Below are 21,359 nucleotides of genomic sequence, written 5' to 3'. Positions count from 1 at the left end.
TCCTTAAAACAAGCTTTGTTGTGGTTGAGGTGCAATACTTCCTTTTCTATCCTTAAACCTTTCTCTTACAAAAGCTCTAGGAGAAGACATTGCTATTAACAACATATTAGGAGTAATTGATAAATGTGCTGCATAGCCAGATGCGTCTAATTTAAAATATGGCGCTAATCTTCTATTTAAAATATAAAGAATGTTTCGACCAATACCTTCTTTCCTCGCTATAGTGGATTTTTGTAAATACCCCCACTCTACGGCGGTATTCAAAATATCAGTCAGTTCTGCATCAGGAGTAGACGAAAGCATAAATGAAATGTAGCGTCGCTCAGAATCATCCGAGAGTAACTTTTGCTGAAAGCTTTCTCCAAGAGCGGTAATTAGATTTTTAATTTTTTCTATTTTTGTTGAGTCACTAAATATATTAATTGCTTCTTGCGAATCAACAGGTACTTGTTTGTATAATTCATCCTGCTCTAATTTATCAAACCCATTAAGCATATATTCCTGAGACCAGTTGTATAAAACAGAGTTCTGTACATCATGTGGTATCGTATCTATCTGACTAGTAGTGTCTAGAGCCCTCAGTTCCGAATACATTATTGCTGCAGGCTCAAGGAAGTTACGAATCATACCTGACGAAAGGTTCACTAAACTTTTAAAACCAGCATAACTGTAAGTGTTTTTTTTCTTACTTAGCGCTAACTCTTTCATATACTCTGACATTGCATATCTAACGACGTCATCAGATTTCCTACTGGATACACCTTCACCATTTTCCCATTTTAATTTTATTTTATTTTTAACTTTTTCAAGCTTTATATCTTGATCAGAGTTTGTAGGGAAAAATATATTGGGGTCTATATTAGTGAAACCACTTAACTCTAAACGTCGAGATACAATTTGTAAAACACGGTCATAATAATGGCCAGACTGTTTTGATGTATATACCTGTCTAATATCAATTTCTGAAAAGTCATGAGGAGACTCGATTAAAATCCCTTGGCTCGTACGCCATGTCTTGTATCTTTGCTGCGTAGATACTTTTAAACAAATATCATTGGTTGATCTATAAGAAACCCAACCATTTAAAATTTGTTGCATTCTTACTGTCAAATTATCAGCATCATCTACCATTAAATAAATAGGACCACTTGGAGTGCATGATAGATTTTTTATCAGCTTGATGAAAGGTAAGAAAAAATCATCATATCCAAATAGAGCCTCATTATATGGGCTTAACACTGCTTCAAAAGCTAAGTTACGAATATATACTTTAGCTAACATGGTTTCATGATTGAATAACTCTAAAACTTCCGCAATTACTTTATCTGGGCATGTAAAATCTAAAACATCAATTTCAAATGATGAACCACTACCTTTGGCAAGGCGATGTGTTTTTTTTGCAAAATCATTAATTTCATTTAAATCTTTAGTACAAGAACTCGATATGTCTAATAACGACTCTAAAATATGTTTAATCGCGTTAGTTATAAGAAAATGTTCTGCTAATAAATTGTAAGGTGAACCGCTTAATCTTTCCAATTCACTTAAGCTATAGCTAGCTTTTTTGATTGGCATATGAATTGCAAAATGCTTTAGTTCACTGGTTTTTTTCACTTTGTGAGCAGCAAGTTGCACTTTGGGTTCTAGATACCTAAGCATCATACTTTTACCACTTCCTCGTGGACCATTTAAAAAAGTATGTTCGGCTGCTAATAACCTAGGGAAATCAGTAAAAACATCTATAAATAGAGACGCAATATCTTCTGGTGTTAAAGTTTCTGGTGTTTTGACTTCAAATGGGTTTTTCAAATTAACATCCTTGTTATTATTTGTATTTCTCATACAGTACCTCACCACACCATTCTGAATGTTTTGTTTTTAAGCATGATAAACCACTAGGATAGCCTTGTTCTTCCAGTTCAATAGGTTTGTTTTCAATTTCATCCATATTTTCGTCGTAAATTATAATACTTGCTCTAATTTTATGGATGTTAATTGTGCCAATCATGAACCTTCTGCAATAATGAAGTTCGTAATACATTTTTTCTAATCGAGCAAAAATCTCATCGATTAAGTAAACCTGTTTTATATTATCTTTACTACCCTTCCCGTATGTTTCTACTAAGTTTTTCTTAGTAATTTCAAATTTCAAATTGACGCACCCTCCTCCTGAATCAACTATTACAGAGGAAATACTATCAGCATAACGGTGGTAAACTTGACTCCATTCAGGTAATGCATTTTGCTTTAATAAGAACCGAGCTGCTCGGTTTCTACTTTCGCATATCTCGTCTGCAAATCTGACTAATGCTGCAATCAACCGAGGTCTAAAAATAATACTATGATAAGTATCAGTATTATTCAGTTTGCTAATTGTATCTTTGGATACTGTGCCATCAGATAATGTTATCTCGCCGCCGTGTACTTCTGCTATAGATGCTATTGGTTTTGCTTCGAACTTATCGGAACAAATAGCATCCCCCATATCCATGAATATCTGAAATGTTTTCTTTTCATGCTCATCTCTGCCAAGGATATTGCCAGCGTCATGTAATAAAATAGAAACAAGAGTTATATAAATTTCATATGGAGATATTTCTAACTTATCAGCATACTCATCAACCTTGTTATTTTCCTCAATACCTAATAATTTACCGGCGAATAGAATAACTTCATTGAAATGGTCAATGGAATGATCAGTATAAACACCTTGATCTTCCGCTGAAGTACCAGCACCAATGTATTTATATACATTTTTACTTAAATAGGCTTTTATTTGCTCATATCTTTTGAAATATGAATCATCCCCGTTGGGAAATGAACCAGTTTCTTTGGACTTTATTTCAAGTATTCTTTCTAAAGGTAACATCTAAATATCTCTAACTTTTTATTATTTTTTCAAAAATAGCTTTCGCCAATAAAGGGGGCACAGCATTTCCAACTTGTTGCTGTTGGTATCCAATAGAACCTTTGAACACAAAGTCGTCAGGAAAAGATTGGAGTCTAGCAGCTTCCCTAACAGATAGTCCTCTATTCTCAACGGGATGAATAAGCATATTTTTTCTATAGTTCCCAATAACAATCGAAGGAGAATTTTCGCTTAAACGTTTGTATATTCCAGTGTGACAACGGGTTCTATCTTTATAGTTAGCCATTAACTGAGCAGGTATATTCTCCCAATTCCCACCTTGTGGAATATGTTTATATCGATTAACTATCAACTCACTATTCTTGGTTACTAAATGATTTTCACATCCACTTTCTTTGCTTTTCATGCTTTTCGCATAAGTGCTAACTTCACAATTTCTATATTTTTGAAAGCTAACATTATGCCCGTTTTTTAAACGCGGTAAGTCACCAATGGCATCATTGACAGTAACAGGTTGACAAGTAGTTGCTTTAGGGAAAGTAAAGCTTTTATCTTTTGATTTTGAGCAGACAATAAAATAACGAGCTCTTTTTTGAGGGATGCCAAACTGTTCTGAAAAAAGTAAGCTATCACTTACAGAGTAACCTAGGTCTGTAAAAGCTTTCTTGACGAAATTTACAAACTGTCCCTTTTCAGTTTCTAGTATACCTCTCACATTTTCAAAAACTATCCAATCTGGCTGATAAATTTTAGCAACCCGTATGAATTCTTTAAAAAGCCAGTTATTGGAGTTTTCGCTATTTCTTGTTCTTTGGTTTGAAGTTGAAAAACCTTGACAAGGAGGTCCTCCAAATACAATTACAGGTTGTTTGGATTTTATTGGCTCTGGATTGAAATCTCGTATATCACCATTAAACATTTCTACTTTTGGCGTATGATTAGCAAGATAAGTTTGAGCCGCATATTTATCTTGCTCAACAACGACTTGCACATCAATGCCCGCCATCCTTGCGCCTAAAGACATCCCACCTGCACCAGAAAAAAGGTCGATTCCTATCATTTAATTATATTATTCTTATTTTAAGCGTTTGATTTAAGCTTCGAGATATAATGACTCGCAATTATATCTCAAAAATCAAATCAATGCAGTTGCTTTATTTATAATGCATTGATGTTACTTTATTTGTTGCGAGGGGGTGAATAACACGGTCAAATACTACAAAACATATCGTCTATTCTAATTAACAAAAATTTAGTTATAGGCATCGGTTTACTCTTTTGTGTACAAATAGGACGTACCACTAATGTTAACAAGTTACCATCAAAGTAATAAATCCATATGATCAGCCCATATTTGCAACCACTCTTTACAACCACTTTCATATTTATGTAAATCATAGGTGCCCTCAATACCTGAACGAGCATGCCCCAATACAGCTTCAGCAACTTCACTTGGACACCTCAATCGAGATAAGCCAGTTCGTACTGTACGCCGTAAATCATGTGGAACCCAGTGCTCAATATCAATCATGCGTTCGTCACGCCGCATAAGCCAAGCTTGTTCCGTTATAGCCTTTTGCTGGATCGGTAAGCCTGTTTTAATTGAAGGAAATAAATACCTCCCGGTTTCGAGCTTTAATTGTTTAAGAAAATCTACAGCTTGTTGAGGCAATTGCACATAACGCTCAACATCAGTTTTTGTTGCCTTTAAATGCCAGACCCCCTTACTTAAGTCAATATCGTTCCATTCAGCACTACAAATCTCCCCTGTTCGACAACCTGTCCACAAGGTGAAGCGAAGAATTCTCTTTTGAGTTTGTGTAAAAGCCGAGCTTGGTAACCAGCTTAAAAGTTTAGCTAATTCTTTATCTGATAAAACACGAGTCCCCTTTTTTGAGGTAAGACGAACTTTAGCTTGGCGCAGGCTATTTTTTGCTAATAATGCAGGGTTAGCAAATTCATCAGAAAATTTCTCAAGCCCTATAGAGTATTCATAAGCTGCAGTAAATTCTCTCAGCACATTACCAGCTTGAACATTTGAGCCGCGCTCGACAATACTCATGACCATATTAACGATATCTTTGCGGGTAATTTCCTCTGCATAACGATCTCCTAATACTTTTACAGCATCACCGTATAATGTTCTCCTAGTTTCGTTTTGTCCTTTTTTTTTCCTTGCTCCTTGTATAAGCCGCCCATCCATTATGCGATCTTCGATGTATCGTGATAAATAAAGCTCAACAACATCTGTAACAGTCATTCTCGAAGAGAGCTTTTGTTCTGTTATAATTTTATCTTTTTTAGATTGTTTTTGTTCGCTAGCGGGGCAACGACCATCTTGACGAATAACTTTTAATGCTTGCAACTTAACTCTAGCATCAGCTAATGATGTTGAAGGAAAACGACCAATTTTAATCTGACACAGCTTAATTGTGATAGGACTTTTATAACGATAAAAAAATGTCTTAGCTCCCGAACTACCACAAGATACTCGTAAGCCTTCATTTTCTTCTATATCCGAAAGATCTCTATCTTCTGACTTCATGGCTTTTATTGTTGCAGCGTTTAAAGGTTTTCGCTCATTTATCATTTATTTTACCTTTCAATAGTAATAGCTATAGCACTCGCTTTTTAATATCAGTATTATTGCTGTTATATATTAAAACATTAGTGATCTGATGTAGGTTTTAATGAATAAAAAGTATACACGAAAAAAACCTACACTAAAACCTACACTTTTCGATGGAAATCCATAAGATTAATTGAAATTTCAGTTTATTTCACTAGGTTAAAACAAACACACAAATAGCCGCACAACTAGCTATACGAAACAAAAAGTGTAATAAAAACATGCAAGATCTATCCAAACACACACCTATGATGCGCCAGTACTTAACCATTAAGGCTGAGTTTCCTCATATATTGATCTTTTATCGCATGGGCGATTTCTATGAGTTATTTTTTGATGATGCTAAAAAAGCATCGGACTTGTTAGATATTTCCCTTACCGCTCGCGGTAAAACTGGTGGTAACGCTATTCCCATGGCTGGCGTGCCTTATCACGCGGTGGAGAATTACTTAGCAAAGTTAGTCGCTTTAGGTGAGTCAGTCGCTATTTGTGAACAAATAGGTGACCCTGCTACCAGTAAGGGTCCGGTTGAGCGTAAAGTAGTACGGGTTATCACTCCAGGTACGCTCAGTGATGAAGCCCTGTTAACGGATAGACAAGATAACCTCATTGTCGCCATCGTTGATAACCAATCACCACAAGCAAAACTAAAAACTAGCTCAGCTCCGGCTTTTGGTCTGGCCTATTTAGATATGGCCAGTGGCCGCTTTGTCTTAACTGAGCCGCAAACCAGTGAGCAACTACAAGCAGAATTGCAAAGATTATCTCCAGCGGAATTACTTTACAGTGAGTCAATACAAGACTTTAGTTTAATCGAGCAAAGAAAAGGTCTACGTCGTCGCCCCGAATGGGAGTTTGATCTCGATACCGCAATTAAGCTATTAAATACCCAGTTTGAGACTAAAGAATTAACCGGCTTTGGTGTTGATGATAAGCCATTAGGCTTAGCAGCAGCCGGTTGTTTATTTCAATATGTTAAAGATACCCAACGTACTGCCCTGCCTCATATACGCGCTATTATTTGTGAGTCAGCCAATAAAGGTGTCGTACTTGATGCAGCCACTAGGCGAAATTTAGAGCTGACCCAAAACTTGCAAGGTGGTTTTGAGAATACACTGGCATCAATTTTAGATAAATCCTCCACGCCAATGGGTTCGCGTTTACTTAAACGTTGGTTACACTTCCCATTACGTGACTTAACTGTGCTGCACAATCGCCAAAATACTGTCAGCGATATTATAGCGTTAGACCTAATCACGCCAGTACAGCCAATATTAAAAGGCTTAGGCGATATTGAACGTATTGTTTCGCGTATTGCTTTAGGCTCGGCACGACCACGAGACTTTGCTCGCTTACGTCATGCACTACAGCAGTTGCCAGAGCTGCAAAGTGAGTTACAGACTGGGTCACAGAATGAACAACCAAGTGAGTCAGCTCCTAATTACTTAAGCACCATTGCCCAACAAAGCCAACCAATGCCGGCGTTACAAGGCTTACTTGAGCATGCCATAATTGACAATCCACCGGTACTTATTCGTGATGGCGGCGTTATTGCCCCAGGTTATAATAGCGAACTCGATGTATTACGCGATTTAAGTGATGGCGCTACTGAATTTTTAGCACAGCTTGAACAACGAGAGAAAGAAAGTACTGGCATTCACTCACTAAAAGTTGGCTACAACAAGGTCCATGGCTTTTTCATTGAAATGAGCCGTACTGCGGCTGCTAATGTCCCTGATAATTATATCCGTCGTCAAACCTTAAAAAATAATGAACGCTTTATTACCGAAGAATTAAAAGAACATGAACATAAGGTACTGAGCGCGCAAAGCAAATTTTTAGCCCTAGAAAAAACACTTTATCAAGAATTATTCGCTAAAGTTATGCCAGATTTAGCGCAATTACAGCAATTAAGCCAGGCTATCGCCGAGCTTGATGTGTTAACCACCTTCGCCGAGCGTGCATTAGCGTTAAACTATGTTAAGCCAAACTTAGTCAAAGAGGCAGGTATAAGCATTGATGCTGGTCGTCACGTTGTCGTTGAACAAATGACCAACAATGCCTTTATCGCTAACCCGGTATTGTTAACCGAACAACGCAAGATGCTCATTATTACCGGGCCAAACATGGGCGGTAAATCAACCTATATGCGCCAAACAGCCTTAATTGTTTTGCTGGCTCATATCGGTTGTTATGTCCCTGCTGACAGTGCAACTATTGGCGTAGTTGATAGAATATTTACCCGCATTGGCGCCTCAGATGATCTAGCTAGTGGTCGTTCTACCTTTATGGTCGAAATGACGGAAACCGCCAATATCTTGCATAACGCTACTGACAGAAGTTTAGTATTACTTGATGAAATTGGTCGAGGAACGAGTACGTACGATGGCTTATCACTGGCCTGGGCCTGTGCAGAAATGCTGGCACTTAAAACTAAGGCCTTTACCCTCTTTGCCACGCATTATTTCGAATTAACCATGTTAGCTGAGCAAATTGAAACCCTTGCCAATGTCCACTTAGATGCCATGGAGCATGACGATAAAATAGTATTTATGCACGCAGTGCAAGAGGGAGCAGCAAGTAAAAGTTTTGGTTTACAAGTAGCGCAATTAGCGGGTGTACCTAAACTGGTGATAAAACGTGCTAAGCAAAGGTTAGCTGAATTAGAGCAGCAGCAAGCCCCCACAGTGTTGACTGCTACGCCGATACAAAGTGATGTTTTTGAGCAGCTGAGCTTAGCCCCAGATGAACATCCTATATTAACAACACTTGCCGATACCGATGTAAATGATTTAAGCCCGAGACAAGCATTAGAGTTACTCTTTTCTTTAAAGGAACAGCTTTAAAGGAACTACATTAAGAGCAACGTTAACTATTAACTAACAAATAACTAAAGCAGCAATTGAGTTAACATACTCAGCTAGCTGCTTTTTTTATCTTAGGCTATTGGATTGGGGACTGGCTATTAATGTTCCCTTGGCGCTTTGCCCAGATTTTATTAGGGACTTATAAAGTTTAAGCTGCAGAAACGAAAAAAGCCTCAGCATTACTATTTATAATTAGTAATGCTGAGGCTTCGTTACTTCATAGAGAAGTTATATGGTGCCCCGACCCGGATTTGAACCAGGGACACGAGGATTTTCAATCCTCTGCTCTACCAACTGAGCTATCGGGGCATTCTTTGAAGAGTGACACTCTCTAAAGAGCGCGTATAATATAGTTAAAAATTATCAGTAGCAACCGTTTTATAATAAAAATCAGCTTAAAGTTTCATTTAGTACTTTATTCATACTTAACCGTGTATTAAGTGTGCAATTATTATCCTAAAGCTTACTAATCCTCGTGTTTTAACACCCTTTGTCAACTAGCACCTAACTAACACTCACCTATACTTAACTAGACACAGGCATTAGTTAAGCTATGGGGTTTATTGCTGATAAGTTACCGGCGTTATTTCTTTGAGGATAAACATACCGTGCCAATAAGTGGACCACTCATTTGCTGTCAGTGTCTGTTGATAATCATTAGCAAAAGCTTCCAGATCACTGCCCTGTAGTGTTAGGCCTTTATTTTCAATGTAATTAATAACATTACAGTTCAAACTCACTAAAGTCTAAGTCGGTATTTGGTGATGACTGAGTATTACTTGGCGGGTCAAGCAAAGAGGGTTGTCGGTCTTCTTCAAGTAAAAGCTCAACAACTTGTTCCACGGGTTTTGCCTTTAACTGATTCAATTTACGTTTTTTGCGTTGCAGACAACGTTTAATTACTTTCTGTTTCTCATCGTTTGTAAAGTTAATCCATTCTTGTCGTTCATCACGCGAGCGCATGCAACCTCGGCAAAGGCCTTTCTCATCAGACTCACAAATGCTGACACAGGGGCTAGGAACGTCAAAGAACTCTAATTGCACTTAACCTCACTTACTAAACAAAAAGTAGAAAAACAAATAAAAAAAATGCGCGATAAGTTAAGTATAACTTATCAACGCATTTTTATAACAGCAAGCATTAATAGCGAAATTAGCGCTATTAACAGTAAACCAGCTTAGGCTAGTTTATCACTAGCAATATGATATTCAGGGTCTTCAATTAAGTTAAGCTCAACCAACTTATCCGCTTTCTCTAGCAATTGTTTACACTCTTTATTTAAGTGTTTTAAATGCATGGTTTTACCACGTGACATATAACGTTCAGCTAAAGTATCAATAGCCTCTATTGCCGAGTGATCAACAACACGCGCATTTTTAAACTCAACAATCACATCAGCACTGTCTTTTTCTGGGCTAAATTGCTCAAGGAAATTAGCAATAGAACCAAAAAATATTGGACCATTGACTTCATATACCGTTGAGCCACTTTCATCGACACTACGAGTAACTGCGATATGTTTGGCATGTTCCCAAGCAAATACTAGCGCCGAAACAATAACACCCACTATAACGGCTACCGCTAGGTCTGAATAAACTGTTACGCCAGAAACTAAGATGATAACGAAAGCATCGGCTTTAGGCACCTTGCCTAATATACGTAGACTTGACCATTCAAAAGTACCGATAACAACAATGAACATGACGCCAACAAGTGCCGCCAATGGAATTTGCTCAATTAAACCTGAGGCAAATAAGATAAAGCCTAACAGTGCTAACGCTGCGGTAATACCTGATGCACGACCACGACCACCAGAGTTAACATTAATCATCGACTGCCCTATCATGGCACAACCACCCATACCGCCGAAGAAGCCAGTAGCCGTATTTGCCGCGCCTTGAGCAATACACTCTTTATTGCTGCGACCACGTGTACCGGTTAATTCATCAATTAAGGTCAGTGTTAATAACGATTCAATTAAGCCGATTGCCGCAAGTACTAAGGCAAAAGGAAAAATGAATTTTAAGGTTTCAAGTGAAAATGGCACATCGGGAATGCCAAAGGTAGGTAAACCACCCGCAATAGAGGCAACATCACCAACGAGCTTAGTATCGAGACCAAGGCCAAACACTAAGAAAGAAACGCCGACAATAGCCACTAAGGTTGAAGGCACAGCTTTAGTTACTTTAGGGAAGAAGTGTATAATTGCCATGGTTAAAATAATTAAACCGGCCATGGAGTACAGCGGAGAACCCTGCATCCACTCAAGCTCACCAGCAGCATTGGTTACTTTAAATTGGCCAAGTTGTGCTAAGAAAATAACAATAGCCAAACCATTTACAAAACCAAGCATTACCGGGTGTGGCACTAGGCGAATAAACTTACCTAACTTAAATATACCAGCCAGCATTTGCAGTATCCCAGTGAGTACAACCGTTGCAAATAGATATTGCAGTCCCATATTATCAACCGGTACATCCATGGCCTTTCCCATCGCATTACCTGTTGACACAAGAGCAACCATAACTACTGCCATAGCGCCTGTAGCACCAGAGATCATTCCTGGACGCCCACCAAACACTGCGGTAATTAAACCAACCATAAAGGCGGCATATAAACCAACTAATGGGCCAACACCGGCAACAAAGGCAAAAGCTATCGCTTCAGGGACTAATGCTAAAGCAACGGTTAGGCCCGATAGCACATCATTTTTCAGGTTGGACACTTTACTGGCGTGTAATTCAAACATTATTATCTCATTGGGTTTAGCGCAATAGCTAACACCTCAGGTGAATAACATTGCGAATTCGAATTGGCGAGCAGGTTTTATCTGTCTAATAAAGATTAAGCATAGACAAAAACAAGCAAGTTTTCTGTGATTTTAAGGCGCGGGAATACTATAGATTTAGAGGGGAAAAGTCAATATTGGCTTACTTTTAGGACATATACCCATGACACTTTAATATACGAGTTTCATGGGTATAAGCAAGCAAATCAATTTTGCAAGGTAGCGCTAAATTAGCTACCTGCTGCTTCGCGTTGCTCTAAAAAGGCTACAATTTCATCTCTAGAACTTAAAATATGGTGTTTTAATACGGCTACAGCTTTATCTATATCACCTGTTTTACAAAAGGCGAGTAATTGATTGTGCTCTGGGCCCGCTTTAGAAATACCACCAGCCCATAATAAATGCATACGAATGTATCTATCAGCATTTTTATTCAGGGTATTAACTAGATCTTGTGTTTGCGGACGGTTAGCCGCTGAATATAAGCAGTTGTGATAACGTGAATTAAGCGCACTCCAGGTATTAGCAGCATTTTCTTTGCCAAGTGCTTTGTCTAATTGCGCTAAGATATCACCAGCTTCAGCTAATTTCTCACTGGTTAATAGTGGTAATGATGCCGCTAACAAATGCCCTTCAAGCATTGCTCGCAACTCAAAAAGCTCATCCGCATGCTTAGCATTAAGTTCTGTTACTGTCGCGCCTTTATGTGGTTCGAAGACAACTAGGCCTTCACCTTCAAGTTGCAGTAAAGCTTCTCTTATCGGGATACGACTGACGTTTAATTCGGTCGCTAACGCAGCTTGACGAAGTGACTCACCCGCCTTAAATTCACCGCTAAGGATTTTCTCTCTAAGAGTTTCAACTACTAGCTGTGTTCTTGTCTTATATACTATATTCATAAAATGCTTCCGAACAATATTAGCGACCATTATAGAGAGTCATTAATAGAACACCATTAAAAAATGTATTTTACCGTTCAATAATGCTAAAAAGCGGCAGATAAATTATCTGCCGCTTTATTTTAGTTATTTTTAATAAAATATCATAATTCGCTAATAACTATTCAACAATCCAATAAGTTTCTTTCTTTTGGCCATTACGCAGATATTTAAAGGTTACTCTATCGCCCTTTTCATAACTAGCAAGATGTTTCTTAATTTGCACCGCCGAGGCCAAGTCAGTTATCGCACGACCGCCAACCTCAAGCAGTATATCACCACCCAATAAAATTGGACTGCGACCCATAACCACACTCAGGTTACCACCTTTAAAACCCAATTTATCCGCTAAAGTACCCGGAATAACATGTTGTATTAACATGCCATGGCCAGCTGAATTGTTAATGGCATAAGATTGCTCTTTATTAAGCAACATAGGAATAAAGCCAGAAAAGGTACCTGGGTCGCTATCAATAATATGTTGAATAGTATCTACCGAAATAACAAAACCTAAACCATTGCTGCCGCCACTGCGTGATAAAATATGGCTAACAATACCAATAATTTCACCATTTAGATTAAACATTGGGCCGCCTGAGTTACCTTGGTTAATTGAGGCATCTGTTTGCAATAAACGTGGCACTAACTTTCTACCAGGTATGGCATTACCATCACGAATACCACTTAAATAACCAACAGATAAACTATGGCTAACACCAAAAGGAGCGCCAATAACGATAACTTGCTCACCTATTTGATAGTCGTTAGCTTTAGCTAATTTTAGCGGCTTTGCTGTACTAGGAACTTTACCGGCTTGAATCATGGCTAAATCAATTAGCGGTTCAACCCAAACAACATGACCGGTAGTTTTAGTACCATCAGCAAATACAACCTCAATTTCCGTTGCTTTATCAACAACGTGGGCTGCAGTTAAAATACGACCTTCACTACTCACTAAGGCACCTGAGCCCAATGAACCCATAGTATGTTCTTTATAGGTAACCTGCCCAGCTTTTGGATCTGCTAATGACTTTACATGTAATTCAACTACTGAAGGGTTAACTTTTTTATATAAAGTTTGAATTGAGTTCTCTTTTACTTGATATGCTTGTGATGATGTTGCACAGCCACTTAAGAAGAAAACACTAAGAATTAGAAAAACTCTACTCATTGATAAAAATCCGTATGTTATTAAATTAATAACAGTGTAACTAACTGTAATCTTTTTATCATTCTTTTTATGCACTTGGCTAGGTAATTAACTTGGCATAGATGATATGATAGCCGAGGTTATTTTATGAGGAAAAGTACATGGAAATTATCGCCACACTGGCGTTACTGTCTTTGGTTTGGTTGTCATGGCAATTAGTTAAAGCAAAAAAATTCACACGCTTTAAGCAACATATTAATAGTGAGTTAAAAGAGCAAGTGATAGCTCATATTATTGAAGAATTAACACTTACGCGCAGTGAGCAGCTTCCTAATAATGACTGCCATCAAGCAGCAACATTACTTTATTGGACCCAATATAAAAGCCGCATATTGCATGCGGCCTTACAGCGTGAAATTATTGACCAACAATGGTTAATAGAAAGTGGGAATATGCGTAACGCTCAACATTTATTTTTCATTGAACGCCAATGTTTACCTTTACCGAGTCAAAGCGACCCTTGCATTAGTTCAAGCTAAATCGACAAGGTTTAATGATAAAATTAAGCCTTTTTTGCAAATTGTAAATCCCAAACACCATGTCCAAGTCGTTGACCACGGTTTTCAAACTTAGTTAACGGGCGAGAATCAGGACGTGGAACATAATCATTAGTTTCTGACACGTTATTATAACCTTGAGCACTTTGCATATCTTCTAACATGCATTCAGCATAATTTTCCCAATCCGTCGCCATATGAAAGACACCATCAACTTTCAATTTTTGTCTGATAGTTTCAACAAATACAGTAGAAACTATACGACGCTTATGGTGCTTTTTCTTATGCCATGGATCAGGAAAGAATAATTGTACCGTTGTTAACATACCGTCCGGAATACAATCAGCTAAAATCTCAATCGCATCATGTTCATAAACTTTTAAATTCTTTACACCCGCGTCAATTGCCGATGAAATACAAGCGCCAACACCTGGTTTATGCACTTCAATACCAATAAAGTTTAACTCCGGTGACGCTTCAGCCATTTCAACTAAAGACTTACCCATGCCAAAGCCAATCTCTAAAACCACAGGATTGTCATTAGCAAATAATACTTGGCTATCAATAACACCATCACTATGGTTTAAGCCCATCTCTTGCCAATGATCATTAATCGCACGCTCTTGATTTTTTGTTAAGCGACCTTCGCGTTTAACAAAACTGCGAACTTTACGAATGTACTTACCTTCTTGCTCGGCTTGCTCTATAGTTTTATGTGTTTTTTCAGTCATATTAAGTCTTTACTAATTTTCAATAATTTATTTTCAGCAAGCATAATAGATAATGCTTCATAATTAGTGCTTCGAATTTGTTATTCTAAATAAATGGCTTTTAGACAAAGCCGTCAAATTATTCAGTGCCTGCGCTTATGGGACATAAGTAATGGTAATGAATAACGCCGACAATGCCGAATAAAAGCCATTTATGACGAATAAAACTATTCAGCCCACCAAACATCGTACAAGTCGCTAACTGCTACTGAAGTGGCACCATTATCAGTTAACCACTTCTCAACTGCTGAGCGATGTTCTTCAGTACAAGAGCCTAGTTTCTGGGTACAAATAAGGCCGTGCCATAAAGTATCACCTTCACCGCCAAAACCTAAGCCATTTGGCTGGATAGACTCAGCAAAAAACTTGTCGATAAAAGCATCAAGCTCATCACCACTTATGCCATCTTTTAATTTCCAAGCAACATCAAAGCCTAATTCTTGAAATTCATCAACACGCATTTTTTTACGGATGCGACGACTACGATTTTTTGCAGTTACTTTCATTATAAAGCCTTATTTTTGCCTAGCGCTGTGCTAGATGTTAGCAGAGCGAATTTTAAAGGCGACATTATATACCCGTTAACATTAAGATGCTAATTTGCCTATTTGAGCTCAACACGTTATTTAGTTACACTGCGCGCTATGAATAATCCTATAGCAATATCAGCCAAATCGGCTGAAAAATTTGGCCAGCAAGTCGTTAGCTGGTATCACCAACAGGGTAGAAAGCACTTCCCTTGGCAGCAAGATAAAACCCCATATCGCGTATGGATTTCTGAGATCATGTTACAACAAACCCAAGTTGCAACAGTTATCCCATACTATCAACGTTTTATGGCAAGTTTTCCGACCATCACTGACCTAGCTAATGCCGATGACGATGTAGTTTTACATCATTGGACCGGCTTAGGCTATTACGCTAGAGCGCGTAATTTACATAAAGCCGCCAAAATAATGGTTAGTGACTTTGCTGGACAGTTTCCTATAGAAATTGAGCAAGTTATCGCTTTACCTGGTATTGGCCGCTCAACCGCTGGCGCCATTTTAAGTTTATCCCTAAAGCAACATCACCCTATTTTAGACGGTAATGTTAAGCGAGTACTTGCTCGAAGCTATTTAGTGGAAGGCTACAACGGTTTAAGTAAATTCGACAAAGCCTTGTGGCACTTAAGCGAACGATTAACCCCCGCCATAGAAACAGACAGCTTTAACCAAGCAATGATGGATCTTGGCGCAACCGTATGTTCACGCAGCAAACCCAGTTGTGATCTTTGCCCTGTTGAACAAAGCTGCTTGGCTAAGGCTGGCGATCAACAAATGAACTTTCCTCAGAAAAAACCTAAGAAAAAAATTCCTGAGAAGAGCACCATTATGGTCATTCCTAGAATACAAAACGAACGCTGTGATAAGGTTTTAATGGAAAAGCGTCCACCGGTAGGTATTTGGGGTGGTTTATGGTGTTTTCATGAAGTTGATGAGCTAACTGAAATTGATGACTTAATGGCTAGTTTGTCACTTAAAGCACTTTCATCACAAACCCTAACAGAATTTAGGCATACTTTTAGTCACTTTCATTTAGATATTACCCCTGTGGTAGTAGACTGCCAGCAACTTGATGTAGCAGAAATAAACGAACCTAATAAGCAAAAGTGGTATGATTTACACCAAGAATTAAGTGTCGGCTTAGCCGCCTCTACACAAAAACTACTTACTTTGCTTAGCAATTAATTAATAATTAATCACCAGAATAAGTATTACTTACTTAATATTTACCTAATACTTACCTAATAAAGAGAAGAGAATCCATTATGAGTCGCACAGTATTTTGTCAAAGCCTAAAAAAAGACGCCGAAGGTTTAGGTTTTCAACTTTACCCAGGTGAAATAGGTAAACGCATTTTTAATAATATTTCTCAAGAAGCTTGGAAAATCTGGCAAAAGAAACAAACCATGATTATTAATGAGAAAAAAATGAACATGATGAATGCTGATGATCGTGCTTTTTTAGAATCTGCCATGGTTGCTTATCTATTTGAAGGTAAAGAACCAGAAATTGAAGGTTATGTGCCACCAAGTAAATAGCTAGACACTTTACTTGTACATTCACTGGGCTGGCTGTTTTATCACTCATTAATGCCTACAAAAACTACATAAAAAACAGATGTGCTGTAATAAACAGCAAACAAACACTTTTTATAAAAAAGTTGGTAAAAAACAGTTGACGGGGTCAATGAAAAACAGTCTAATACGTCCCGTCTTAACGAGGAAGCAAACGCAGCCAAGTTAAGCATGTTAAGCCCCGATAGCTCAGTTGGTAGAGCAGAGGATTGAAAATCCTCGTGTCCCTGGTTCAAATCCGGGTCGGGGCACCATTTTACAGAAGTGGTGCTCAGCTATTATTAATAATAATATTAAGCATTATTTCGGTGCCAGAGTGTTTAGACTATTTTAATAGTTTTAAATACTGCACACAGCTTTGTGTGCCGACTTAGCTCAGTTGGTAGAGCAACTGACTTGTAATCAGTAGGTCGCCAGTTCGATTCCGGCAGTCGGCACCATTCCTTCGTAGGAAGCAATAAGCCCTAACATTGTTAGGGCTTTTTTGTGCCTGTCGTTTGGGTAAATTATTTAATAACTTTTAATAGCACCAATAAACTCCTCGACCCCACCAACTCTGCCCCTATACGTGATTTAATCCTGTACTACCAAGATGATAATAGGCACGAAATACACACCATTTTGAATGCCCCTCACTAGGCTACAGATTTAACCTTGGCTTGACTATCACAACAGCCAAAGCTAATGGCTTGCTGGTTGACAGTTATTTACAAGCCTACATAGAGGAGCTGGCTAAAAATAGACAGAGTCTAGAGCACTCTTGCTATCTTGGAACGTAGAGCAAGGCTAGACGCACGAGCCTATACGCTTACGTTCTTTAAACGATTAATCACTAAAGCAATCATTGCTATTATCAACATAATAACTGTTGGCGGCTCAGAAATTTCTAACTTTTCGCCAATTGTATCTTGAACAGATGGGTTTTGAAAAACAGCATATTGACTTAAATCTGCACTTGGATCGTACGAAGTTAAAAACGAAGTTGTAATAGCTGAAAATTCCGCAGTAAAATCAGTAAAAGTCAAATAAAAGGAATCAGGAAGAACTTTAAAACTTCCAGAATATAGATCAAAAACACCACTTGATTCATGAATAACCTCCCATATTGCTACCTGTAACGCTCCAGAACTAAATGTATTTGTATAAAATGAAAATGTATCTATTAACCAAGCCGCTTTATGGTATTTATTATGGAGCTCCGTTAAATCAGTTTGAGTAAATTCATAAACGTCATTGGAAATATACTGCAAAAGGTCAGCACAATACAAATGAGATATTGTTCCATCTTCTTCATGAGTACCTATGAAACTGAACGGAAATGCTGCATCAGCTATACCATTTAATTCAAACGCAACGAAACTTTGGATACTTGTGTCAGACGTTATTTCGACGTAAAAGGTACTTGCTTGTATTGTTGTAGAATACATACAAATTAAAAAACAAAGACTTCTTACTAAATTTAAATAATACATAATATTCCCTTTATAGTTTTACCTTACTTTAACGAACTAATGTTCGCAAAATTCAATTTCTAAAAATAGTAATCATGCGTCTACTATTTTCGCGTTGTTTACTGTTAACATTATTTAATAACTCTATTAGATTCCTGTTGACTCCCAAATTTTTAACATTGATTCTGCATTTTTTTTGTCGGTGAAATCCTTACTTGCTAGTGCCGCAGCTTGCAGGTATGTGTATGCTTCCTCCCTCCGGCCTAACTTGTCTAGTGCAATAGCAAGGTGATAATTAATGTAACCATTGTTGTGATCCAGGCTATACCCTTGCCTTAATACCGCTAATGCTTCTTGATAATTTTTCCGGTTGATTTCTACCCACGCTTTAGTGTCTAGTACAGTGACATTATCAGGTATAATTTCGTAAGCCATTGCGGCCATTTCGGCAGCTTTTTCAGTATTTTGAACGGATAAGTACACTAAAGCAGTATTATTTAATAGTATTGGATGTTTTGGAAATTTAACGAGTAAATTCAAATAGTAATCTAAAGAAACTTGATACATCTCCATATCACTATAAGTTTCAGCTAATGCAATTGAAGATATTAAATCATTGGGATGCTTTTCTATCCAGTTGGCAAGTAAAGCGACAATTTTTTCGTTATTGCCTCTGCTTTTATATACATGATATAGCCCGAGAACAGCCTGTTGTGATGGGAATTTTTCTAGAGATAATTGATAATAAAGCGAAGCCTCTTTATAGTTTCCAAGCATTACGTTTAAATTACCATATAACAAATCAATTTTTGCAACATTACCAATGATGAGTTTTAATTGATTAATCAGCTCCAACGCATAAGTTTTATCTTTTTGAGTTATAGCAATAGCAATTAATTTATCAAAAGCGGGAACAAAACTATCATTCCACGCTAATGCTTTGACAAGGCTTTTTTTAGCGGCTTCTAACAAACCTATACGCATTTGAAAACTAGCTAGTTCAAGTAAACTATTTCCTTTATCAGCGCTATATTTACTGGCACTTACAAACGCATTCATAGCTTTTTTATATTGCTTATTTTTATAATATAACTTTCCCAAAAGGCCATGAACATTTGATTGTTTTTGATTTTTTCTTAAGTGCTTTTCAGTTAACTCTATAGCTTTCTTAACATTATCCTGTTGTTGATACAAAGACACTAATCGTGTAACAGCCATAAAACTCATGGTGTTATTAGACAATACTTTTAGGTACATTTTTTCTGCATCGTCGATGTTTCGAATACGTACATAAATGTCGCCCAACTCTATTAATACGGCACTATTTTTCTCCACTAATTTGCTTTGTTTATCTAACTTTCCAATTGCCTCCTCAATATTATTTTCAAATACATCAATTCTTGCTAAATGAATTAATGCTTGACTATTTTCTGGTGATAATAATAAGGCTTGTTTAAAGTTAATTTTTGCGTTGTCAACATCGCCTGATAACCCAAGTGCACTACCCTTTAATTGATATATGTATGAGTCATCAGGCATAAGACTTAATAATGTATTAATGTATAACAATGCTGTCTTAGGTTCATCTAGCTCCATATAAGCCTTAGAAAGCAGCAAGAGTGCTTCTGTACTATTATTTAACTCATCATGCTGACTTAAATCGGAAGCAACCTGCTTATATTGACCTTTTAACATGTACAATGTAGCTAGATTAACTGTTGATTGAATCGCATTAGGTTGCATTTTCAGCACCTTTTGAAAGTAAGACTCTGCTTTTTCATACCTGCCTAAAACCATTAACACCTTACCAAGCAAAGAATACGTTTCCATGTCCGCTGATTGGTAAATAATCAATTGTGATAATATTAATTCTGCTGAATGAAAGTTTTTTTGAGCAATAGCTATTGCTGCATGGAGTTTTTTCGCTTTATAATCTAAGCGATTATGTTTCAGGTACTTCACTATAGATTTTTCTGATTTAAAATAATTTCCTTGCTGAAAATCAATTACACTCGATAAATAATAAAAAATAGGAAAGTCTTCCTTAACTTCTACAGAAATAGAACCTAAGATATTAGTTAATTGAAAATTTTCTTTTTTCGACTCACTTGTTTTTCCTAAAGAAATGCTAGTTAAATAGTTTAAAAAATTGGCTCCAGGTTCGTTTGGCACAACAGCCAAAACTTGTTCAAGCTCATGCTTAGCCGCTAATAACTGCCCAGCCTCTAAAAGAAGAACTGAATTTATTACTCGTGCAGGTAAATTAGTTGGATTTATACGAAGAACATTTTGGACATGCTCTTTGGCAATAGAGACTTCTCCAGCCGTTTGATGAACTACAGCACTCATCAATAACGCATTAATATGACTTCCATCTAATTTCACCGCTTCATTAACAAAATCTATAGCTTCTATAAACTTACCTTTTTTCAGTGCTACTTGTGCTCTCCCTAAAATAGCTTTTATATTGTTAGGCGAGTTTTCTAGTATCTGAATAAACACCCGGTCGGCCTTGTTGTAGAAATGTTTACCTACGAGAGCTGTTGCCTGATGTAAATAAACCGTGTTATTAACTCTCGGCCCATATAAATTTACATAATCATCAAAAATATCCAATACCTTATCAAACTTTCTTTGTAGAAGAAGTGCTTCCATTTTATAAGGCAATATATATTCAACATCAGCTCCGGAAACTTCTGCTTTACCCAACTCTACTTCTGCTTCATGTCCTTTACCTAAACGAAGTAACAATTTTGCATTTAAGATTCTGGATGGTAAATGTTGAGGGGCTTCAGCCAAAGAGTTTTTCAGATGTATGACTGTGGAATTTAATTCCTGAGCATTAAAGCTAATTACCGCCTTTTCGTAATTAGAGCTTGCCTCTTTTCCCAAAACAGAAAAACAATTTAGACAAGCTGATAATAAAAATATATTAACAAATAAAAAAATTATCTTTTTTTGATAATCCATCATATTAACTTTCCCCTACCTTTAAACAGTATTTAATTAACAGACCGACAAGACATACAAGTTAAAGTAAAGATGCTAAACAATGATTTTAATATTTCAATGTTCATTTTGAATTCCCTCTTATTTATCTTAATAATCTTATAATTACTGTTATGAAGCCCTTCAAGACTTTAGACATTTACAAACTCAATAAAAAATCTATCTATTGAATGTAATATCAAAAAACGTACCAATAAATAAAAAGACTAAA

Annotated in this window: 17 protein-coding genes and 3 tRNA genes; 6 read left to right on the top strand and 14 right to left on the bottom strand. The window is 37.2% G+C overall.

The annotated features are described in order from the left end of the window. Nucleotides 1-3: 3 nt before the first annotated feature. The 4 genes from HRT55_RS07865 to HRT55_RS07850 all read right to left on the bottom strand — a co-directional run bounded on the left by HRT55_RS07865 (nt 4) and on the right by HRT55_RS07850 (nt 5,459). Nucleotides 4-1,842 (bottom strand): hypothetical protein, encoded by a 1,839-nt coding sequence (locus HRT55_RS07865; RefSeq protein ID WP_287204471.1) that lies wholly within the window; start codon nt 1,840-1,842, stop codon nt 4-6. Next, nucleotides 1,826-2,869 carry a hypothetical protein gene (locus HRT55_RS07860; protein ID WP_287204470.1) on the bottom strand — a complete coding sequence of 348 codons (1,044 nt, stop codon included), beginning with the start codon at nt 2,867-2,869 and terminating at the stop codon, nt 1,826-1,828. The genes HRT55_RS07865 and HRT55_RS07860 overlap by 17 nt, the downstream gene beginning before the upstream one ends. Nucleotides 2,870-2,879: 10 nt before the next feature. Further along, on the bottom strand, nt 2,880-3,929 hold the full coding sequence (locus HRT55_RS07855; protein ID WP_287204469.1) for a DNA cytosine methyltransferase: 1,050 nt from the start codon (nt 3,927-3,929) through the stop codon (nt 2,880-2,882). Nucleotides 3,930-4,190: 261 nt separating this feature from the next. Beyond that, on the bottom strand, nt 4,191-5,459 hold the full coding sequence (locus HRT55_RS07850; RefSeq protein WP_287204468.1) for a site-specific integrase: 1,269 nt from the start codon (nt 5,457-5,459) through the stop codon (nt 4,191-4,193). 260 nt (nt 5,460-5,719) lie between these two features. Here HRT55_RS07850 and mutS point away from each other — a divergent pair, with 260 nt between their 5' ends. Further along, a complete protein-coding gene (gene mutS / locus HRT55_RS07845; RefSeq protein ID WP_291620186.1) occupies nt 5,720-8,344 on the top strand; it encodes a DNA mismatch repair protein MutS in 2,625 nt (874 codons plus the stop codon). 254 nt (nt 8,345-8,598) lie between these two features. On the opposite strand, the gene HRT55_RS07840 is transcribed toward mutS, so the two are convergent. From HRT55_RS07840 to HRT55_RS07815, 6 genes are all read right to left on the bottom strand, one after another. After that, nucleotides 8,599-8,674, bottom strand: a tRNA-Phe gene (locus tag HRT55_RS07840). Between the two features lie 251 nt (nt 8,675-8,925). Beyond that, nucleotides 8,926-9,105: a hypothetical protein gene (locus HRT55_RS07835; RefSeq protein ID WP_291620184.1), complete on the bottom strand. Its 180-nt coding sequence runs from the start codon at nt 9,103-9,105 to the stop codon at nt 8,926-8,928. Beyond that, nucleotides 9,089-9,409 carry a DUF1289 domain-containing protein gene (locus HRT55_RS07830; protein WP_291620182.1) on the bottom strand — a complete coding sequence of 107 codons (321 nt, stop codon included), beginning with the start codon at nt 9,407-9,409 and terminating at the stop codon, nt 9,089-9,091. The genes HRT55_RS07835 and HRT55_RS07830 overlap by 17 nt, the downstream gene beginning before the upstream one ends. Before the next feature lie 134 nt (nt 9,410-9,543). Next, nucleotides 9,544-11,115 carry a SulP family inorganic anion transporter gene (locus HRT55_RS07825; protein ID WP_291620180.1) on the bottom strand — a complete coding sequence of 524 codons (1,572 nt, stop codon included), beginning with the start codon at nt 11,113-11,115 and terminating at the stop codon, nt 9,544-9,546. Nucleotides 11,116-11,384: 269 nt separating this feature from the next. Continuing rightward, nucleotides 11,385-12,053 carry a GntR family transcriptional regulator gene (locus tag HRT55_RS07820; RefSeq protein ID WP_291620178.1) on the bottom strand — a complete coding sequence of 223 codons (669 nt, stop codon included), beginning with the start codon at nt 12,051-12,053 and terminating at the stop codon, nt 11,385-11,387. 160 nt (nt 12,054-12,213) lie between these two features. Continuing rightward, nucleotides 12,214-13,263: a trypsin-like peptidase domain-containing protein gene (locus HRT55_RS07815; RefSeq protein ID WP_291620176.1), complete on the bottom strand. Its 1,050-nt coding sequence runs from the start codon at nt 13,261-13,263 to the stop codon at nt 12,214-12,216. 140 nt (nt 13,264-13,403) lie between these two features. Here HRT55_RS07815 and HRT55_RS07810 point away from each other — a divergent pair, with 140 nt between their 5' ends. Further along, on the top strand, nt 13,404-13,781 hold the full coding sequence (locus HRT55_RS07810) for a hypothetical protein (protein ID WP_291620174.1): 378 nt from the start codon (nt 13,404-13,406) through the stop codon (nt 13,779-13,781). Between the two features lie 23 nt (nt 13,782-13,804). Here the strand turns inward: HRT55_RS07810 and trmB are convergent, their stop codons facing one another. Together trmB and HRT55_RS07800 are read right to left on the bottom strand one after the other, a co-directional pair. Continuing rightward, nucleotides 13,805-14,530, bottom strand: a complete 726-nt coding sequence (trmB, locus tag HRT55_RS07805) for a tRNA (guanosine(46)-N7)-methyltransferase TrmB (RefSeq protein ID WP_291620172.1) — start codon at nt 14,528-14,530, stop codon at nt 13,805-13,807. 206 nt (nt 14,531-14,736) lie between these two features. Then, nucleotides 14,737-15,075, bottom strand: a complete 339-nt coding sequence (locus HRT55_RS07800; RefSeq protein WP_291620170.1) for a YggL family protein — start codon at nt 15,073-15,075, stop codon at nt 14,737-14,739. A 138-nt stretch (nt 15,076-15,213) separates the two neighbouring features. On the opposite strand from HRT55_RS07800, the gene mutY reads away from it, so the two are divergent. The 4 genes from mutY (at nt 15,214) to HRT55_RS07780 (ending at nt 17,128) form a co-directional block, all read left to right on the top strand. After that, nucleotides 15,214-16,299: an A/G-specific adenine glycosylase gene (gene mutY / locus HRT55_RS07795; RefSeq protein ID WP_291620168.1), complete on the top strand. Its 1,086-nt coding sequence runs from the start codon at nt 15,214-15,216 to the stop codon at nt 16,297-16,299. Nucleotides 16,300-16,379: 80 nt separating this feature from the next. Then, nucleotides 16,380-16,652 carry an oxidative damage protection protein gene (locus tag HRT55_RS07790; RefSeq protein ID WP_291620166.1) on the top strand — a complete coding sequence of 91 codons (273 nt, stop codon included), beginning with the start codon at nt 16,380-16,382 and terminating at the stop codon, nt 16,650-16,652. A 214-nt stretch (nt 16,653-16,866) separates the two neighbouring features. Further along, nucleotides 16,867-16,942 (top strand) — tRNA-Phe (locus tag HRT55_RS07785). A 110-nt stretch (nt 16,943-17,052) separates the two neighbouring features. Continuing rightward, nucleotides 17,053-17,128: transfer RNA gene (locus HRT55_RS07780), tRNA-Thr, on the top strand. A gap of 360 nt (nt 17,129-17,488) precedes the next feature. Here the strand turns inward: HRT55_RS07780 and HRT55_RS07775 are convergent. Together HRT55_RS07775 and prsT are read right to left on the bottom strand one after the other, a co-directional pair. Further along, complete coding sequence (locus HRT55_RS07775; protein ID WP_291620165.1) at nt 17,489-18,160, bottom strand: hypothetical protein; 672 nt, start codon at nt 18,158-18,160, stop codon at nt 17,489-17,491. A 126-nt stretch (nt 18,161-18,286) separates the two neighbouring features. Beyond that, complete coding sequence (gene prsT, locus HRT55_RS07770) at nt 18,287-21,112, bottom strand: XrtA/PEP-CTERM system TPR-repeat protein PrsT (RefSeq protein ID WP_291620163.1); 2,826 nt, start codon at nt 21,110-21,112, stop codon at nt 18,287-18,289. Between the last annotated feature and the right edge of the window lie 247 nt (nt 21,113-21,359).

This window comes from Colwellia sp. (assembly GCF_013214175.1).
Taxonomy (GTDB): Bacteria; Pseudomonadota; Gammaproteobacteria; order Enterobacterales; family Alteromonadaceae; genus Colwellia.
The sequence above is the reverse complement of the archived record's forward strand: the minus strand, read 5'-3'. Positions and strand labels throughout refer to the sequence as shown.

Coding starts and splice junctions, on each gene's coding strand:
- HRT55_RS07865 (WP_287204471.1), bottom strand. CDS start 1,842: ATGAGAAATACAAATAATAACAAGGATGTTAATTTGAAAAACCCATTT.
- HRT55_RS07860 (WP_287204470.1), bottom strand. CDS start 2,869: ATGTTACCTTTAGAAAGAATACTTGAAATAAAGTCCAAAGAAACTGGT.
- HRT55_RS07855 (WP_287204469.1), bottom strand. CDS start 3,929: ATGATAGGAATCGACCTTTTTTCTGGTGCAGGTGGGATGTCTTTAGGC.
- HRT55_RS07850 (WP_287204468.1), bottom strand. CDS start 5,459: ATGATAAATGAGCGAAAACCTTTAAACGCTGCAACAATAAAAGCCATG.
- mutS (WP_291620186.1), top strand. CDS start 5,720: ATGCAAGATCTATCCAAACACACACCTATGATGCGCCAGTACTTAACC.
- HRT55_RS07825 (WP_291620180.1), bottom strand. CDS start 11,115: ATGTTTGAATTACACGCCAGTAAAGTGTCCAACCTGAAAAATGATGTG.
- HRT55_RS07820 (WP_291620178.1), bottom strand. CDS start 12,053: ATGAATATAGTATATAAGACAAGAACACAGCTAGTAGTTGAAACTCTT.
- HRT55_RS07815 (WP_291620176.1), bottom strand. CDS start 13,263: ATGAGTAGAGTTTTTCTAATTCTTAGTGTTTTCTTCTTAAGTGGCTGT.
- HRT55_RS07810 (WP_291620174.1), top strand. CDS start 13,404: ATGGAAATTATCGCCACACTGGCGTTACTGTCTTTGGTTTGGTTGTCA.
- trmB (WP_291620172.1), bottom strand. CDS start 14,530: ATGACTGAAAAAACACATAAAACTATAGAGCAAGCCGAGCAAGAAGGT.
- HRT55_RS07800 (WP_291620170.1), bottom strand. CDS start 15,075: ATGAAAGTAACTGCAAAAAATCGTAGTCGTCGCATCCGTAAAAAAATG.
- mutY (WP_291620168.1), top strand. CDS start 15,214: ATGAATAATCCTATAGCAATATCAGCCAAATCGGCTGAAAAATTTGGC.
- HRT55_RS07790 (WP_291620166.1), top strand. CDS start 16,380: ATGAGTCGCACAGTATTTTGTCAAAGCCTAAAAAAAGACGCCGAAGGT.
- HRT55_RS07775 (WP_291620165.1), bottom strand. CDS start 18,160: ATGTATTATTTAAATTTAGTAAGAAGTCTTTGTTTTTTAATTTGTATG.
- prsT (WP_291620163.1), bottom strand. CDS start 21,112: ATGATGGATTATCAAAAAAAGATAATTTTTTTATTTGTTAATATATTT.